This window comes from Pseudoalteromonas sp. SG45-2 (assembly GCF_014164115.1).
Lineage (GTDB): Bacteria > Pseudomonadota > Gammaproteobacteria > Enterobacterales > Alteromonadaceae > Pseudoalteromonas > Pseudoalteromonas distincta.
On the sequence record NZ_JACJEO010000027.1, the window covers coordinates 41,886 to 58,542 of the forward strand.

The window sequence follows — 16,657 nt, forward strand, 5'->3', positions numbered from 1 at the left end:
ATAATATTATGTAGCCAGAATTAAATCTATAGGATTATAAATCCAGTAATGTTTTAATTTGATAAAAGAAAAAGTAAAAAAACAAAAAAGGCAATGGCAAAAATACTAAAGAAAGTAATATGATATTTATAGCTTTTGAAAGCTTAAATCTCATATTTGGGTATTCGCGATAGTACGTAGCTTTACTTTCTTTATAGAGCTGCTCAGCTAAAATTGTAGCATCCCTTAATCTTCCAGCCTTTTCTTCTTCAAACCAATACCCGTTTAATAATTCTAAGATACTGATATCGCTATATGGTATTTCTACAACTTCCAAAAACTCTCTGAATATATGCGCATCATTCCATCTAAAGTCGTACTGCTCAACTAATTCTAACCTAATATTTTTTAACTTCATGAGGAGCCTTTGTTCTGTATGCATCCACAAATAAATCTTATCCTTGGTATTATCTTTATTTATTGTGGTCCAGAACTTAAATACCTCTTCTACCGCTTCTTTAGTCAATGCATTGTATTCTTTTAAACTATCTTTTGCTTCGGTTCTTGTTGCATTTATTGTTGAAATAGAAAAAATGACGATCCAACCAAGAACCGTCGCTAAAAATGTAAACACAATTTGACTACCTATAATTTCTTGCTGCATAGCCCTGATTTGATAATGCGGCTTTTGCGATATATTTCATGATTCTTTGTTTATCATAAGAATCATCAGAGATTATTATGAGTCGGTTATCTAAATCATCTTTTGAAAACTTATGAGTTCTTATAAGCCCACCAAAAGTTTCTTCTAAAAAAGATGAACCAAGTTCTACATCTAAATCATTCAAGTCAACTTCAACCAAGCCTTCACCTTTAAGTGCGGGGACTAATATAGAGTCTCTAAAAACTTCACCGCTATATTTACTGTCCTCTTTATAACGACCAAAAGGAGACTTGCTAAATTTTTTTAGTAATATATTTACTTTACTCATCAAATTGTAAACTCCATTCAACGATAGTAGAAGATACGCTGTCCAAGTACTGTAAAGGCGTTGATTTATGCCGCTCAAACCTAACTTCACCTTTGTGGCTCTGTATTGACATAAAATCTTGTTCACAACTTAACTCTATTGGATGTTTCATATCTTCAAAACCTTGCCCTCTTCCATCAATTCTTGTAGAGGTTACACCTTCTTTCATAGCGAACTCTATAGCATTAGAATCAATGTTTAAATTAACTTTTTCAGGATATCCATTCCTCATATTGTTAGAAATACCATTCCCTCTATCTAGAATAATACATTGTAAATGTTTATTATTATCTTGGTCATGCACTACTTGTGCACAAGCCCACCAACGAGCCTTCATAAACGAATGGGTATCATCATTATAAGCGTGATGTAATACATTTAGCATACCCTCATCTATAGCGGTAGAAAGACGATTAGGGAGTTTCTTAAGTTTATACTTTTTACATATATGATCCGATAGTCGTTTAGAATCTTTCTTAGGTCTATTTCCTGTTAGGTAATTACTTCCACTTAAGAACAAGTTTTCATAATCACTTTCTTTATTACAGCGCAATGCACTCATCAGACCAGTATTAGATAATAAGCCTTTAATCCTAGGGTTATTTGGTTCAAGTAGTACAACATTTAAATGCTTGTTAGAATGCGGACCAAAATAACTAGCTCTTTGTATAGTAGATAATAGTAGTACAGAAGCCGCTGCAGATAAATACTCTAAAGAAGATAGGTCTACCAATATAGGCGAGTTCTCCTTTAACGAAGCCTGGTCGCATTTATGTAAAAAGCCTAAGGTCAAAGCTCTTTCTTTCGATTCATATATGCAAAGTTTACTTGGCGACTTAATATAAACGGGCTTAATAATTTCAACCATTCAACATCCTTTAAAGCTCCATTTTATACGAAAAGTTATTTCTGCTTATCACTCAGTAATAACTGTATTCCTGAATTATATTATGTTCCTTATTTTATAGGAACAGATCAATGCCTAAGTATCCTGTGATGTCTAATTTGTTATTAAGCTAAGCCAACGACTCGGTAAATCCGAACATTTAAATCCTAGCTATATAACAAATTATTGAACAAAAAAGCACGATTTAATATCGTGCTTTTTTATATCTAGCCACTTCGCTTTACAGATTGATAAATTGTTGGGTTTCGTTTCACTCAACCCAACCTACGTAAATAAACTTAAAGCCCTAGGCCTGCCATAAAATCATCATCGCCATCATCTTGTTCTACTGCTTTAGATGATTTTTCTTTGTCCGCTTTTTTACGTGCTTCGTTTTCAATTATGTCATCTGGGTCGAGTGCTTCTGCAATATCAAAGTCGTGTAATTTAATGAACTCTGTTTTATCCATCGCTAATTCCAAGTAAAAGATATTTTGCTTACTTGTCGTGAATGTTACGCGGCGGGCTTGCGGGCGATCCATCGTGGTATCTACCGATATTTGCACTTGCTTGTTTATTGCCATCATTTTTGGCTGGTTTTGCGTAATAGACGTATGTAATTGCTCACGCACTTTAGACGTAAAGTCGCCAACAATTTGATTCATCAACTCGCCTAGTACGTTTGATACGTCGTCTGATAAATGGCTATGCGCTATTTCATCTTCTGGCATTCCCATATTGCGCATGTAATCGCCATAAATTTCCATCGCCGCTTGCGAAGTAAAGTTGGTAATTACGAGCCCGGTAAAACCGCCGTCAAATAAAACAAAGCAACCAATATCTGGTCGCATACATGTACGTGTTATTTTTTGCACCATGGCTGAGTAGCTAATACCATTACCGCTGGCTGATGTGAGTACACCTGTCACTGAATGACAAAGGGTTGCTAATATATCGTCTGTGCTGATGACCTTACTTTTGCTCATTTAATCTTCTCTTTTGTACTTATTATTCATAATTCTAGTCAAGCTACTGAATTTATCACTGACTATCCAGTATAAAATGTTAAAATAGCGCCATTATTTACAAAGAGACTGCCTTCGTGACCATAAAAGACAGTATTTATGCCTCTGAGCAACAAGTAAAAGATTTTAGCTTTGACCAAAATGTAGTCGAAGTTTTTCCAGATATGATCCAGCGCTCTGTGCCTGGCTACGCAACGATTGTCAGTACAATGGGTAAACTTGCGGGTGAATACGCACAAAGTAACTCAAATCTTTATGATTTAGGCTGCTCTCTTGGCGCAGTCACGCTTAGCATGCGCCGTAACATTCGCACCGATAACTGCCATATAATAGCGGTAGATAATTCTCAAGCTATGGTTGAACGTTGTAAGGTACATTTACAAGGTTTTAAATCAGATGTGCCGGTTACTGTTACTTTGGGCGATATTAACGAGCTTGAGATTCAAAACGCATCGGTTGTGGCAATGAACTTTACACTGCAATTTATTCCACATGCGCAGCGCCAAGCCGTGCTTGAAAAAATATACGCTAATCTTAAACCTGGTGGCGTGCTACTACTTAGCGAAAAAATTAAAGCCGAAAACGAGCAATGCGATAACCTATTAATTGATTTGCACCACGACTTTAAACGTCACAATGGCTACTCTGAGCTTGAAATAAGCCAAAAACGTACCGCCATCGAAAACGTTATGCGCCCAGATACACTAAGCGCTCACTTTACTCGCTTACAAGATATTGGTTTTAGCCAAACTCAAGTGTGGTATCAATGTTTTAATTTTTGCTCAATGGTAGCAATTAAATAAAGAGAGTCATCCATGTCTCAATGGTTTAACCAATTTTACGCATCTATCGCACAAAGCCCACTTAGTCACTGGCTAGAAACCCTCCCTGCTCAATTAAAACATTGGCAAAACGAGGCTAGCCATGGTGATTTGCCTAAATGGCAAAAAGTACTTAAAAACTTGCCTGAGGTGGCAACTTCCCATGTTGATATTTCTACAAAGGTAGAAATTGGCGCGCCAGGAGAGATGAGTGATGGCGAGCAAAAGCAAGCCATGCATTTATTAAAACGCATGATGCCATGGCGCAAAGGCCCATTTAGTGTGCACGGTATTGAAATAGATACAGAGTGGCGCAGTGATTGGAAGTGGGACCGCCTGCTTCCTCATATTGAGCCATTAAAAGGCCGCACTGTTTTAGATATTGGTTGTGGCTCAGGGTATCATTTATGGCGTATGCGCGGTGAAGGCGCAGAGTTTGTCGTGGGTATTGATCCATCTGATTTATTTTTATGTCAGTTTCAGGCAATTAAACACTACAACCCAGATGAAAACGTACATTTACTGCCACTAGGCGTAGAAGCATTACCCGAGCTTAAAGCGTTTGATACTGTTTTTTCTATGGGTGTACTTTATCATCGTCGCTCACCTATCGACTTTTTAGCGCAGTTAAAAGCGCAGCTTCGCCCAGGCGGCGAACTCGTACTTGAAACCCTAGTAATTGAAGGCGACGAAAACACGGTATTAGTCCCAACCGACCGCTACGCTAAAATGCGCAACGTTTGGTTTATTCCAAGTACTGCAGCATTAAAGCTGTGGATGGAGCGCGTTGGCTTTAAAGATGTGCAAATAAAAGATTGCGCTATTACCACGCTTGAAGAGCAACGTAAAACCGACTGGATGGAAAACGAATCGTTAATCGATTTTTTAGATCCAAACGATACAAGTAAAACAATTGAAGGCTACCCCGCTCCACTTCGAGCCATATTAACCGCAAAAGCATAGCTGTTAATTTAACGCCTTTAATACTAAAAAAACGCCTACGGGCGTTTTTTTGTTTATTTAAACAACAAACAGCGGACAAGTGTCCTTGTTAATTATTTCAAAATTACATTTACGCTAGCCGCGACCTTGCAATTGTTGTAAAATACGCGCGTTTCTAAGCAACCCAAAACAACTATTTTGAGGAAAACCTGTGAGCGAACAAAAACAGTCTCTAAGCTATAAAGACGCGGGCGTAGATATCGACGCTGGTAATGCACTTGTTGAGCGTATTAAAGGCGTAGTTAAAAAAACTCGTCGTCCTGAAGTAATGGGCGGAATTGGTGGTTTTGGCGCACTTTGCGAAATTCCTGAAGGCTACAAGCAACCAGTATTAGTTGCAGGCACAGATGGTGTTGGTACTAAACTACGTTTAGCAATCGACTTAAAAAAACACGATACGGTTGGTATTGATTTAGTTGCAATGTGTGTAAACGACTTAATTGTTCAAGGTGCTGAACCCCTGTTTTTTCTAGATTACTATGCAACTGGTAAACTAGATGTAGACACAGCAGCTGACGTAGTGACAGGTATTGGCAAAGGTTGTGAAATTTCAGGTTGTGCCCTAATTGGTGGCGAAACAGCTGAAATGCCAGGTATGTATGATGGTGAAGACTACGACATGGCAGGCTTTTGTACAGGCGTTGTAGAAAAATCAAAAATTATTGATGGCACAAAAGTAGCAGCAGGCGATCAGCTTATTGCACTTGCTTCAAGCGGTCCTCATTCAAATGGCTTCTCTTTAATTCGTAAAGTACTTGAAGTGTCAAAAGCTGATACCAGCGCTGACTTTGAAGGTAAAACATTAGGCGAAACTCTACTTGAGCCTACGCGTATTTACGTAAAACCTTTACTTGAGTTATTCAAAAACGTTGACGTACATGCGCTTTCGCATATTACTGGCGGCGGTTTTTGGGAAAACATTCCACGCGTATTACCCGCTTCAGCAAAAGCTGTAGTTAAAGGTGATAGCTGGCAGTGGCCACCAATTTTTAATTGGTTACAAGAAAACGGCAACATTACTACACACGAAATGTACCGTACATTTAACTGTGGTGTAGGCATGGTTTTAGTAGTCCCTGCTGACAAACTTGAGCAAAGCTTAACAATGCTAAAAGACTTGGGCGAAAATGCATGGCACCTTGGTGAAATTCAAGATGCAGCAGCTGGCGAAGAGCAAGTTGAAATTGTAGGTGGTGCTAAGTAATGGCACCTACTCGTCTGGTAGTTTTAATCTCAGGTAGTGGCTCTAATTTACAAGCCATCATAGATGCCTGCGAACGTGGCGAGATAAACGGGCATATAGCGGCTGTTATTAGTAATAAAGCAGACGCTTATGGCCTAGAGCGTGCAAAACAAGCAGGTATTGCTACAAAAGTGCTCAGTCATAAAGATTTTGACTCGCGCGAAGCGTACGATGCGCAATTAATGAACGTTATCGACTCTTTTATGCCAAATCTAGTTGTATTAGCTGGGTTTATGCGTATTCTTACTCCTGGCTTAGTGCAAAAATATGTTGGAAAAATGTTGAACATTCATCCATCTTTGTTGCCTAAGTATCAGGGGCTGAATACCCACCAAAGAGCAATTGATGCAAAAGACGATGTTCATGGCGTAAGTGTTCACTTTGTTACTGAAGAATTAGACGGCGGTCCCGTTATTCTTCAGGCGCAAATACCTGTACTCAAGGATGATACAGCAGAAACATTAGCAAAACGCGTGCATGAGCAAGAGCATATAATTTATCCTTTGGTGGTCAAGTGGTTCAGTGAACACAGACTTACTATGGAAGCAGATTATGCAGTTCTTGACAAAAAACAACTTCCTGCACACGGCGCGCACTACCCACAATAAAAAAATAAGTGCCCTGTTGTTATGTGCGGGCGCTTTACTTCCAACTAGCCTAATTGCAGGCGAATTGACCCAGTATCAAGCTAATTACGATATTTTACGCAAAGGTAAAAATCATGGTGAGGCTGTTCGTGAGCTCAAAAAAACGGGCGACGATACTTATGAACTTACATACCACAGCAATATTGAGTGGATGATTTTCTCTGACTCTCGTGAAGAAACATCAAAGTTTACCTTTAAAGATGGCAAGGTTACCCCGCATCATTACAACATGATTCGTACAGGGACAGGCCCAGATAAAGATTACAAAATTGATTTTGATACAACAAACAAAGTAGTGACTAGCAGCGCTAGTGAATACCCACTTAAATGCGAATGGACTGATGAATTTCAGGATGCTATTTCGTACCAAGTGCAAGTGCGCGAAGGATTGAAAAAAGGCGAAACAAGCTTTTCATTCCCCCTTATAGATAAAAAAGGTAACCGCCGCGACTACAACTTTGAAGTTGTTGAAAAAGAGATGATCTCCTTACCTATCGGTAATGTAGAAGCCATTAAAGTGAAGCGTTTATACGATAACGATAAACGCCAAGCAATTGCATGGTTCGCGCCAGAAATGGATTACATGCTGGTACGTATGTGGAAAGGCGAAAAAGGTATGGAGCAGTTTGAAGTTCAAATGAATTCATTTACTGTTACTGCGCCTACAGCTGTTGCGCCTGCTACAGCACCACAACATCAAGAAGCTAACTAAATTTAATTAAACCAAAGTTAAGTTAAGTTAGTATTTAAAATAGGTGGGCTAAATTAGCTCACCCATTTTAAACAATGCAAATTCCCCAGGCTCCATTTTTTGCCAGCGCTCATCATTCGTCAAAGGCCTTGTAGCTATAACTGTTACTACATCGTTTGGTGTGGTCTCTTGTTGAAAATCAACCACCATGTCGGCATCAATCAACGTTGCTTTACCAAATGGCGCACGGCGCGTTATGTAGTGTAAGTTATTAGTGCAATACGCTAAAACAAACACCCCATCGGTCAATAACATATTAAACACCCCTTTTTCACGTAGCGTATGCGAAAGCTTAGCCGCGTATCTAAAAACCGACGCCATATTACTTGGTCGCTGCGGGTACTTTTCACGAATTTTGTCAAGCAACCAGCAAAATGCCAACTCGCTATCGGTATTACCCACAGGTCGATAATATTCAGGTTTTAAATCATGATAATTTGAAAGCTGCCCGTTATGAGCATAGGTTATTTCACGCCCCCACAACTCACGAGTAAACGGATGAGTATTTTCAAGACATACCCGACCTCGATTACCTTGGCGAATGTGGCTAATAACCGAGACACTTTTAATGGGGTATGCTTTAACGAGCTTTGCAATTTCAGATTGATAACTCGGCTCAGGATCTTTAAAGGTTCTACAGCCTTTACCTTCGTAAAATGTAATACCCCAACCATCTTTATGAGGACCTGTATTACCACCACGCTCTAAAAGGCCTGAAAAACTAAAACAAATATCAGTAGGCACATTGGCTGACATGCCAAGTAATTCACACATTAATAAAATAACCCTTAAAAACCATACATTAAAATAAATAGCGAATATTTGTGTATTAAGCGTACACTAAATTGCAGCCCGCTATAACGGCTATACTTACTTAAAAAGTGTCATTTTGCTATTAGATTTATTTATTTTTACGTTAACACTACTTACGGCTAATGCTTTGACTATACGATAGTTATTGAGCGTTCCTCTGTCGGGTAATTAAATATCGTATTTAAGTTACTTTCTACTACAATTTAACATCGTTATGTACTTGAAAATTACTGTTACTAGCGCTACTCTAAGTGAGGTGGTCTGACCTCTATTAAGGAATAAAAATGACACTCATATTTACACTGGTTCTAATCGCGTTGCTTTGCACTGCGGTTTACCACAGAGCAAGTTGGAACACAGCACTTGGTGTTTCGGCTATAACTTTATTAATTGGTACCTTTGCGGGTGCTTTTGGTTTAATTAGCTGGTTGATCTTTTTGATCATCGCGGTTCCTCTTTCTGTTACTGGCCTTCGTCAGCAATATATCATCAAGCCTATTTTTGCTACGTTTAAAAAAGTAACGCCAAGCATGTCTGATACTGAAAAATCAGCTATTGATGCCGGTACGACGTGGTGGGAAGCTGACTTATTTTGCGGTAACCCAGATTGGAAAAAACTTCACCAATACCCAGTTCCTAAACTTACTATTGAAGAGCAAGCCTTTGTTGATGGCCCTGTTGAAGTAGTATGTAGCATGTTGGACGATTGGGAAGCAACGCACGAACTAACCGACCTTCCTCAAGATGTATGGCAATATCTAAAAGATAATAAATTCTTTGCCATGATTATCAAAAAAGAATACGGCGGTTTAGAGTTTTCTGCATTTGCACAGTCATGTGTACTTCAAAAACTAACAAGTAAATCAACATTGCTTTCGTCAATTGTTGGTGTACCAAACTCTTTAGGCCCAGGTGAATTATTACAGCACTATGGTACAAAAGAGCAAAAAGATCATTACTTACCGCGCTTAGCGAGCGGTCAAGAAATTCCATGTTTTGCATTAACGTCGCCAGAAGCGGGTTCTGATGCAAGCTCAATTCCAGACTACGGTGTAGTGTGTAAAGGGCAATGGAATGGCGAAGAGGTTGTGGGTGTTAGTTTAACGTGGAATAAGCGTTACATTACACTTGCCCCAGTTGCTACCGTACTTGGTCTGGCGTTTAAATTACAAGATCCAGACGGCTTAATTGGCGACAATAAAGAGCCAGGCATTACCTGTGCACTTATTCCAACGGATACTCCTGGAGTTGAAATTGGTCGTCGACATTTCCCGCTTAACGTACCATTTCAAAATGGTCCTACTCGCGGTAAAGACATTTTTGTACCACTTGATTACATTATTGGTGGTCCAGATATGGCTGGTCAAGGCTGGCGCATGTTGGTTGAATGTTTATCGGTTGGTCGTGCAATTACGTTACCGTCAAACTCTGCCGGTGGCATTAAAATGATTGCTATTGCGACAGGTGCTTATAGCCGAATTCGTCGTCAGTTCCGTTTACCTATTGGTAAAATGGAAGGTGTTGAAGAGTCACTAGCTAAACTTGCGGGTTATGCTTACAGCTCTGATGCTGCGGTTAGTATGTCTACGGGTGCGGTTGATTTAGGCGAAAAACCATCGGTTGTTTCTGCCATTATTAAATACCACCTGACAGAGCAAATGCGTGATGCAACTATTCATGCAATGGATGTACTTGGCGGTAAGGGCATCATGCTTGGGCCAAATAACTATTTAGGTCGTGGCTATCAAGGTGCACCTATTGCCATTACCGTTGAAGGTGCAAACATCTTGACCCGTAATATGATTATTTATGGTCAAGGTGCGATTCGCTGTCATCCATTTGTACTTACCGAGCTTGGTGCGTGCGAAATTGAAGACCGCGAAGAGGCGCTTAACGTATTTGATAAAGCGCTAATGGGTCACATTGGTTTTACTATGTCGAACCTTGTACGTACTAAGTGGCTTGCACTTACCGGCGCACGTTTTACAAGTGTGCCGTACAACGACGAAACTGCTGAATTTTACCGTATAGCGTCACGCTTTAGTGCATCACTTGCTCTTATGTCAGACATTAGCATGGCAGTATTTGGTGGCTCACTAAAACGTAAAGAACGTATTTCAGCACGTTTAGGTGACTTACTTAGTTACTTATACTTAGTGTCTGCAACGCTTAAGCGTTACAACGACGAAGGCCGTAAAAAAGAAGATTTTGCTCTAGTAAAATGGAGTTGCCAAGATCACCTTTACCATTGCCAACGTGCACTTGCTGATTTAATTAATAACATGCCTTCGGCTCCACTACGCGCCGTGTTAAAAGTATTGTTATTCCCGTTTGGTCGCCCTGTTCGTAAACCAACTGACCAACTTGAGCATAAACTAGCACAACTACTACAAGTACCTAGTGAAACGCGTAACCGTTTAGCAAGCTACGTATACTTAAAAAATGAGCCGCTTAACCTTGTAGGTCGTCAAGAGCAAACGCTTAAAGACATCCTAGACGTTGAGCCATTATTTGAAAGAGTATGTAAAGAAAAAGGCCTTAAACTGCCATTCTTTCAGCTTGATAAAGTAGCGCAAATGGGGCTTGAAGCAGGTATTTTAAGCCAAGCAGAGGCTGATAAACTAGCTGCTGTTGAGCAATCTCGTTTAGATGTTATTAACGTTGATGACTTTGACCCGGCTGATTTACTTGCAGGCAAAGCCGCGCGTAATAGCGTTAAAAAAGAAGCTAATGCCGCTTAATTAACTAAGTAAGCATTTGAATACTAAAAGCCAGCGCCTAATGCGCTGGCTTTTTTGTGTAAAATAAATTTTTATATATCAAATCGCACATATCAATCAAATACTCGACGATAAGTGTAAATTAGCGCTTAGTTATCAATCGCTTCCATGCTAAAACTATGCCTGTATACACTAAAAAACATGCGAGCAATGATGCCAAACCAGCTAATGTTTGCCCTAAAAAACCAAAGTATTCACCGGTATGTAAAAATCGAGATGTTCCCCATGCTTGATCGCCTCGCGTCCAATCCGATTTTTTTAACGTTTTAATTGCATCACCAGTGCGAGTATCTAAAAATAATGAATACGCATATTCTTGGCGATTCCCGATACTGGTATCAATATAAAAACGTGCTTCGTGTTTTTTGTCACTTAATTCTAACCACATTGAATACCAATCAGCAGCACCATTATTAATTGCATGTACTTTAGCTTGTTGAAATAAAGTATCGTACAGTACTTCATCAGCCGATAAATCTAATACTGGTAGATGCTTTTCACGCTCCGGTACACTTTGTCCAAATGCGCCGTACAGTGCCTTATTTGCCCAATCAAAATGAAACAAAGTAGCCGTTAATGACAAAACGAGTAAAACCGGTAAACACCAAATTCCAAAAACTAAATGCCACTGCCTATTTCGATGATGTGATGATTTGTAACTCTTTGCTAGTAATAAATATCCTTTTAATGCAGAGCGGTTAAATCGCTTTGGTAACCACAGATAAGCACCCGATAGTAATAAAAAGATAAAAAATAGATTAGCGTAGCCATTTATATTTTTACCAATCACCTGCGAAGCGCCATGCAGTAATAAATAACGATGTATATCAGTTACAACGTGAAAAAAGTCAGCCGCTAACCCCTCTCCTTCACGAAGCACGTCTCCTGTATAAGGGTGTAATAAGTAGCTATGCTTTCCAGCCCAGGCAGGAATGGCAGCCCCTTCTCGATTAACCCAACGAATATAAATATGTGATTGACTCGGATGCGATTTTCGCAAAATATCCACAACATCATCAGTCGATAGTCGCTGTTGAACATAGGTGTTATTTACAGTAAATCGCATTTCATCTAGCTCAACAATCTGTCGTTCATAGGTTAATAGAAAACCCGTGAACGACATGCTAAAAATAAATAAACCGGCGATTAGACCTATAATTAAGTGGACCCAAAAGACCCACTTTTTAAACAATTTTAAGAACATAAAATAAGTTACTTATTCTTAAAACTGATAAGAAATCGATAAGCGAATATCGCGCCCAGATTCGTATGGACCAACAACAGTGCCAAATACTTCACTGTAATCACCCACACTTGAATGATCGATATATAACTCATTAAATAAATTAGTAACAGCAACATTAAATAATAATGCATTCGTCACATTCCACTGCCCATATAAATCAACAGTGGTATAGCTTGGTTTATTTAGGGTATATAAAGAATCGGTCCAACCAAGGTCAACAGCTTGATGAAGAGTATTAATATCGAGTGAATCGACTTTAGTTACACTAAAACCAACCTTTGCATCAGTGTTAATGTCGTAATCAACGCCAGCAACCCATGTATTGCCTCTGCTATTCCCTAAACCGACAAACTCATAGCCATTAATATCAATTGCATCATAACTTACACTGTACAACCCATCACGTGGGTCAAGCTCTGTATCAGTAGCTGAAAATCCAATGAAGAAATCAAATGAATTTAAACGATATGCTAGGTCAAACTCAAATCCTTTAGTCTCTAACGTGCCTATATTGTTATAAACCGAGTTTCCTTCATACCCTTCAAATATCACATCATCTAAAGACGAATTATAAATACTTGCCTTAGCGGATAAATTTTCATTAGTGTACGTTATGGATGCTTCAATATTAGCTACGGTCTCAGGTACTAAACTTTCATCCGCTACTGGAATATCTGAACCGTCATATAAATATCCATCAATGGTAAAGCCATCACCTATTTGCTTACCACGCGCGGCTTCAGCATATCCAAGCCCTACTGTCCAAGCATCATTAATGTCGTATGCTAAACCGATATTAAAACTCAGTTCATTGTCATCTAAACTCGATGCGCTTTCTGTAATTGCAGTGCCGTAATATTCATCTAATAAGATGTCTTGTTTAAACTTATAACTATCAAAACGCACCCCATAACTCAGTAAAAGTTGTGGAGTAATATCACTATAACCTTGTGCATAAACACCCAGTACACTGCCTTGTTCTGAATTTTCTTTTGCACCTGCTGCAGACCCACTCGATACTTCATCATTTCTATAATCAACGCCATAAACAAATTTATGTTCATCAATAATACTTGTATTACGAATATCTAAGCCATATGTGTCAATGTCAGCAAGCCAAGCAAATCGGCCGCCATTAAAAGATGATTCGGTTTTGTATGCTGTCGCCTCTAAATACAATAAGTTATTGTGAGAAAATATATAATTAGCAACGTAAGTCTCTCGCTCTGCTTCACTTGGATACAAAGCATCACCTTCTTGTACCGCCCAGTTAGGGCGTGCTGAAAAATCCCCTTCTTCGTCGCGTTTTTCAATACTTATCGACAAATGATGATTATCTGCTAACTCACCACTGGCTTTAATAAACATCATATCTTGATCGGCGGCCGTACCATAAATAGTATCGCCATCACCATCTTCCATGTTCTCGCGATCCACAGTACTGAAATACCCTAGTACGCCCCATGTATCACTTAATTTACCGTATACACTGGTGCTTAAACGCGTACCGTCATTTGAAAAGTAACTTGCTTTAACACGTCCACCAAATTGTTCACCTTGATTAAGTAAGTCTTGCGCGTCTTTAGTTTTAAAGCGGATAGAGCCGCCAATCGCACCAGGACCACTTGTTGCTTCGCCGGCACCTGCTTGCACATCGATTTGTTGCAGTAGGTCTGGATCTATTGTTACACGACCAATATGATGAAATAACGTTGATGTTTGCTGTGCACCATCAACCGTTATATTTAATAAAGAATCTTCAACACCACGAATATAGATCTTTTGTGCAACGCCTACCGAGCCACCCACACTAACAGAAGGTGAATGTCGAAAAATGTCAGCCAGATCACTTGCTTGATATTGTTCTATTTCTTCAGCTGTAATACTCAAATTAGTTGCAGAACCAACTACAGATATTTTTTCAACAGACGCTGTATTTTTAGCAAGTTCTTGCGCGTATATAGGTGAACTAAATGATGCACAAATAGCACTCATTAGGGCTAATTTTTTCAAGGGGGACGCTCCTTCTCAATTACAAATAAGAAGAATTATCATTTTCTTTTAATGAAAAGTATAGCAACTTTACATTTGTTACATTTGTTACATTTGTTACATTTGTTACATTTAGGATATATACAAAGACGTGTTAGGTGCAATCTATTTTAGTTGCCTAAAAACATGTAAGTAACGGCGTGAGCAGGACGAGAAAGCGTTGCTTAGTTTTACAAGCAAACAATATGAAATGTAATTTATACACCTTTAGGAACCGTTACAGTCATTACTAAACCACCTGCAGTATCATTTTTAGCAAATACTGTTGCAGCAATCGCATGTAATTGTCTTTATGCTAAAGCAAGCCCTAAACCAAAGCTATCACTGTTGCATGAGCGAGCTGAATCAATCCGGAAAAAAGGTCTAAAAATAGTATTTAAATGCTCTTTAGGTACTCCTGGACCTTGATCTGCAATAATAATTTTATATTCATGTTTATAATCAATGAGGCTAATCCGTACTTTTTTATTAATGGGTGTGTAACGTAGTGCATTTCTAAGTATATTCTCCAGTGCTTGACCTAATGCTCTGTGATTACTGTTTTCAATATAGGCTTGATTAGGTAAGTCAGCAAAAATCAGTTTATCTGGATACTCAAAACGCCCATCTTCAATGAGGATTTCGAGTAAATCGACTAAATCCAAAGATTCAATGCGCAACTGAGGTGACTCGTTATCTAACCAAGATAAAGTAAGCGTGTCATCTACTAACTTACGGATGTGCTGTGACTCTTTGTGAATACGCTCTAATTTGATTTGCGTGTCTTCTACACCCTTTTCTCTGTGAGTGAGTAAATTGTCAGTTGCTATATCTAAGCGTGTTAAAGGTGTTCTCAACTCGTGAGACAGATCAGTTAGTAATACACGTTGATGCATAATCTGATCACTGATCCGCTCTGCCATTAAATCAAATGTTTCAGCTAACTGGGATAGTTCATCATTGCGTGAGCCCAGCTGCTCTCGAACTCTGACACTAAAGTCTCCTTTGCTAAATGCCCTACTTGCTAAGTCGAGTTCTTTAATAGGATGCATAATATGGCGATATAACACAATAGATAAACACACCAATATCAGCATTGGCAATAAAACTTGTAACGACAAACGTGTTAAATTCCAAAGTGATCCTGGGCGCATTCTTTGCGGCAAGTGCACAACAAGGCTAGTTGCACCATCTTTAAAGGGTAATTGCATAACGGGGGCATGCTCAAAATACAGATGGATTTTCCAATCAATACTTCGCCCCAAGTTATACCCTGTATACTCATGACGATGAGAGCGATTACCTGCTAACTCAACCACATTGGCTTTAGCAATTACAGCCCAAATATTTTCTTGTTGTTGTAAATCATCAACCCAACGCTCAAGTTCGCTCATATCACCTTGATCAAATACAACCTCAGCCTTTTTTTGCCAATTAATTAACTCTTCTCGGCTTGAGTCACTTAGCATGCTCATATCATTTTCAAAATGATTAACCGCGACATTAATTAAATAAAACATCGCAACAACACCAGTACCAATAATTAAGCACAGCTTCCAAAATAAACGTCGTGTCATTTAATACAGTACCCTTGCCCATGCACAGTGTGTAAACGGCTGCCATCCCAGCCGGCGTTATTTAATTTTTTTCGTATACGACTCATATGCATATCTAAACTACGATCGTACTGACTGAAACGCTTGTTAAGCGCCGCTTGATATAAAAAAGGTTTTAACAGTATTTGTTCTTGGTTTTTCATTAAAATTTGCAGCAAGGCAAACTCAATAGGCGTAAAAGCTAATAGCTCACAATGCAGAAAAACCTGCTGGCGTAGGCTATCTATTTCAAGTCCATCAATATTAGCAATGTAAGGGGTATTTGTGTCTTGTTTAAAAACGCGCCTTAGTACTGAATCTACGCGTAGTAATAATTCTTGGCCATTAAACGGTTTTGCTAAATAATCATCTGCACCGGCTGATAAACCTAAAATACGCTCTTCTTCAGCATGTTTTGCCGATACAATTATTACAGGGGTGTTATTACAACTACGTAAAATATTAAGTACTGCTAAACCGTCTTTTCCCGGCAACATAACATCTAATAAAATAAGACTAAAACGTTGAGCAACCGCTAAATCAAGCGCTTGATCACCATCAAAACACTGTGTAACAGAGTACCCTTGGTTAGCTAGTAATTCAGTAATTTGATCATTAAGTAATGTATCGTCTTCAACAACTAAAATATCAAAATCAAATTTGTTGCGTTGATAGCCCTGTGGTGCAGACATAGAAAGCCATAATTTTTATAGTATTAAAACAAATTAAAGCAAATGATAATACAAATCAATATCAAAAACGGTGCGCAGGAAAAAAGTTAACTATTTGAGTGTTTTGAGTGTTTTG

The 16,657-nt window shown here is 38.9% G+C and carries 15 protein-coding genes; 6 read left to right on the forward strand and 9 right to left on the reverse strand.

What is annotated here, in order from left to right; genetic code table 11:
• Positions 1-34: 34 nt before the first annotated feature.
• From H5116_RS17435 to H5116_RS17450, 4 genes are all read right to left on the reverse strand, one after another.
• Entirely contained in the window at positions 35-643 is a 609-nt protein-coding gene (locus tag H5116_RS17435; protein ID WP_182716726.1) for a hypothetical protein, read from the reverse strand.
• Positions 621-971: an STAS-like domain-containing protein gene (locus H5116_RS17440; RefSeq protein ID WP_182716727.1), complete on the reverse strand. Its 351-nt coding sequence runs from the start codon at positions 969-971 to the stop codon at positions 621-623. The genes H5116_RS17435 and H5116_RS17440 overlap by 23 nt, the downstream gene beginning before the upstream one ends.
• Entirely contained in the window at positions 964-1,878 is a 915-nt protein-coding gene (locus H5116_RS17445) for a hypothetical protein (RefSeq protein ID WP_182716728.1), read from the reverse strand. Before H5116_RS17445 ends, H5116_RS17440 begins: the two co-directional genes overlap by 8 nt.
• A 317-nt stretch (positions 1,879-2,195) precedes the next feature.
• The gene (locus H5116_RS17450; RefSeq protein WP_002959987.1) at positions 2,196-2,882 is read right to left on the reverse strand and encodes a DUF3334 family protein; all 687 of its coding nucleotides are present in this window, start codon (positions 2,880-2,882) and stop codon (positions 2,196-2,198) included.
• A 116-nt stretch (positions 2,883-2,998) separates the two neighbouring features.
• On the opposite strand from H5116_RS17450, the gene cmoA reads away from it, so the two are divergent.
• From cmoA to H5116_RS17475, 5 genes are all read left to right on the forward strand, one after another.
• Complete coding sequence (gene cmoA / locus H5116_RS17455) at positions 2,999-3,724, forward strand: carboxy-S-adenosyl-L-methionine synthase CmoA (RefSeq protein ID WP_007378000.1); 726 nt, start codon at positions 2,999-3,001, stop codon at positions 3,722-3,724.
• A 12-nt stretch (positions 3,725-3,736) separates the two neighbouring features.
• On the forward strand, positions 3,737-4,705 hold the full coding sequence (gene cmoB / locus H5116_RS17460) for a tRNA 5-methoxyuridine(34)/uridine 5-oxyacetic acid(34) synthase CmoB (RefSeq protein WP_138488804.1): 969 nt from the start codon (positions 3,737-3,739) through the stop codon (positions 4,703-4,705).
• 190 nt (positions 4,706-4,895) lie between these two features.
• The gene (gene purM, locus H5116_RS17465) at positions 4,896-5,948 is read left to right on the forward strand and encodes a phosphoribosylformylglycinamidine cyclo-ligase (RefSeq protein WP_002959993.1); all 1,053 of its coding nucleotides are present in this window, start codon (positions 4,896-4,898) and stop codon (positions 5,946-5,948) included.
• Complete coding sequence (purN, locus tag H5116_RS17470) at positions 5,948-6,595, forward strand: phosphoribosylglycinamide formyltransferase (protein ID WP_002959994.1); 648 nt, start codon at positions 5,948-5,950, stop codon at positions 6,593-6,595. The genes purM and purN overlap by 1 nt, the downstream gene beginning before the upstream one ends.
• Before the next feature lie 16 nt (positions 6,596-6,611).
• The gene (locus tag H5116_RS17475; RefSeq protein WP_182716733.1) at positions 6,612-7,346 is read left to right on the forward strand and encodes a DUF3108 domain-containing protein; all 735 of its coding nucleotides are present in this window, start codon (positions 6,612-6,614) and stop codon (positions 7,344-7,346) included.
• 48 nt (positions 7,347-7,394) lie between these two features.
• Here the strand turns inward: H5116_RS17475 and H5116_RS17480 are convergent, their stop codons facing one another.
• Complete coding sequence (locus H5116_RS17480; RefSeq protein ID WP_165724201.1) at positions 7,395-8,159, reverse strand: class II glutamine amidotransferase; 765 nt, start codon at positions 8,157-8,159, stop codon at positions 7,395-7,397.
• Positions 8,160-8,482: 323 nt separating this feature from the next.
• Between H5116_RS17480 and fadE the strand changes: the two genes are divergently transcribed.
• On the forward strand, positions 8,483-10,939 hold the full coding sequence (fadE, locus tag H5116_RS17485) for an acyl-CoA dehydrogenase FadE (protein ID WP_182716729.1): 2,457 nt from the start codon (positions 8,483-8,485) through the stop codon (positions 10,937-10,939).
• A 121-nt stretch (positions 10,940-11,060) separates the two neighbouring features.
• On the opposite strand, the gene H5116_RS17490 is transcribed toward fadE, so the two are convergent.
• The 4 genes from H5116_RS17490 to H5116_RS17505 form a co-directional block, all read right to left on the reverse strand.
• A complete protein-coding gene (locus tag H5116_RS17490) occupies positions 11,061-12,182 on the reverse strand; it encodes a PepSY domain-containing protein (RefSeq protein ID WP_182716730.1) in 1,122 nt (373 codons plus the stop codon).
• Between the two features lie 18 nt (positions 12,183-12,200).
• Positions 12,201-14,237, reverse strand: a complete 2,037-nt coding sequence (locus tag H5116_RS17495) for a TonB-dependent receptor (protein ID WP_182716731.1) — start codon at positions 14,235-14,237, stop codon at positions 12,201-12,203.
• Positions 14,238-14,566: 329 nt separating this feature from the next.
• Positions 14,567-15,832, reverse strand: coding sequence for a histidine kinase sensor domain-containing protein (locus tag H5116_RS17500; RefSeq protein ID WP_259398862.1), 1,266 nt, complete (start codon positions 15,830-15,832; stop codon positions 14,567-14,569).
• The gene (locus H5116_RS17505) at positions 15,829-16,542 is read right to left on the reverse strand and encodes a response regulator transcription factor (RefSeq protein WP_024599751.1); all 714 of its coding nucleotides are present in this window, start codon (positions 16,540-16,542) and stop codon (positions 15,829-15,831) included. The genes H5116_RS17500 and H5116_RS17505 overlap by 4 nt, the downstream gene beginning before the upstream one ends.
• Positions 16,543-16,657: the final 115 nt, after the last annotated feature.

Coding starts and splice junctions, on each gene's coding strand:
- H5116_RS17435 (WP_182716726.1), bottom strand. CDS start 643: ATGCAGCAAGAAATTATAGGTAGTCAAATTGTGTTTACATTTTTAGCG.
- H5116_RS17440 (WP_182716727.1), bottom strand. CDS start 971: ATGAGTAAAGTAAATATATTACTAAAAAAATTTAGCAAGTCTCCTTTT.
- H5116_RS17445 (WP_182716728.1), bottom strand. CDS start 1,878: ATGGTTGAAATTATTAAGCCCGTTTATATTAAGTCGCCAAGTAAACTT.
- H5116_RS17450 (WP_002959987.1), bottom strand. CDS start 2,882: ATGAGCAAAAGTAAGGTCATCAGCACAGACGATATATTAGCAACCCTT.
- cmoB (WP_138488804.1), top strand. CDS start 3,737: ATGTCTCAATGGTTTAACCAATTTTACGCATCTATCGCACAAAGCCCA.
- purN (WP_002959994.1), top strand. CDS start 5,948: ATGGCACCTACTCGTCTGGTAGTTTTAATCTCAGGTAGTGGCTCTAAT.
- H5116_RS17480 (WP_165724201.1), bottom strand. CDS start 8,159: ATGTGTGAATTACTTGGCATGTCAGCCAATGTGCCTACTGATATTTGT.
- fadE (WP_182716729.1), top strand. CDS start 8,483: ATGACACTCATATTTACACTGGTTCTAATCGCGTTGCTTTGCACTGCG.
- H5116_RS17490 (WP_182716730.1), bottom strand. CDS start 12,182: ATGTTCTTAAAATTGTTTAAAAAGTGGGTCTTTTGGGTCCACTTAATT.
- H5116_RS17500 (WP_259398862.1), bottom strand. CDS start 15,832: ATGACACGACGTTTATTTTGGAAGCTGTGCTTAATTATTGGTACTGGT.
- H5116_RS17505 (WP_024599751.1), bottom strand. CDS start 16,542: ATGTCTGCACCACAGGGCTATCAACGCAACAAATTTGATTTTGATATT.